Here is a 636-nt window from a genome sequence, read left to right on the forward strand (position 1 = left end):
GGCGGTCCAGTCCGCCGGGTCCTGCTCGCTCCAGCCGGGATGGGGATGGGCGGCGCTCAGCGCCGCATCGGCCGCCAGCAGCGGCGCGCCGTCCTCGGCCACCAGCAGCGCGCGAATGCCGGAGGTGCCCAGATCCAAACCGATAAACATGCGTCCCCTCCCCCTGGGACGACTGTTTACCGATTTAATTCTTGTGTCAAATTAAAAAGCGTACCGGCCGGGGGCGGGCCTGCATTTGGTCGCGGTTCAGGGGGCGTTCAGCCCTTTCGGTGTACGCTGGCCAAAGGCGCGAACCAGCCGCGCCACCGGGCCGGCAGGGACCGGGCGCAGATCGGCATGGGGCACCGAGATCACCGGCAGGATCCCGGTGACGCGCTGCATGTGGTCGGCCGAGCGGATCACCGGGTGACGCATTTCGGCAACCAGCGCGGCGGCAAAGGCGGCGATGGCGCTGAGCGCGCCGCCGAGGATGATGAAGGGCATCCGCCGGTCCAGCGCGGGCTGGTCCGGGCGCAGCGCCGGTTCGATCACCACCAGGCGTTCGGACTGCCAGCGGGTTTCCAGGTCGAGCCCGGTGGCGGCACGGTCGCGCAGCTGTTCGGTCTCGTACAGCGCGGCGCGGGTGCGCCGGGTGTC

Annotated in this window: 1 protein-coding gene and 1 pseudogene; both read right to left on the reverse strand. The window is 70.1% G+C overall.

Annotated features, from left to right (window positions below):
* Positions 1-150: FGGY family carbohydrate kinase (locus tag CVM52_RS26335; protein WP_240621094.1), on the reverse strand; the 150-nt coding region annotated here is incomplete at its 3' end.
* A gap of 96 nt (positions 151-246) precedes the next feature.
* Positions 247-636 (reverse strand): annotated as a pseudogene (locus CVM52_RS27345) (hypothetical protein); the annotation flags it as partial.

The sequence above is a fragment of the Pseudooceanicola lipolyticus genome (genome assembly GCF_002786325.1).
Classification (GTDB): Bacteria; Pseudomonadota; Alphaproteobacteria; order Rhodobacterales; family Rhodobacteraceae; genus Pseudooceanicola_C; species Pseudooceanicola_C lipolyticus.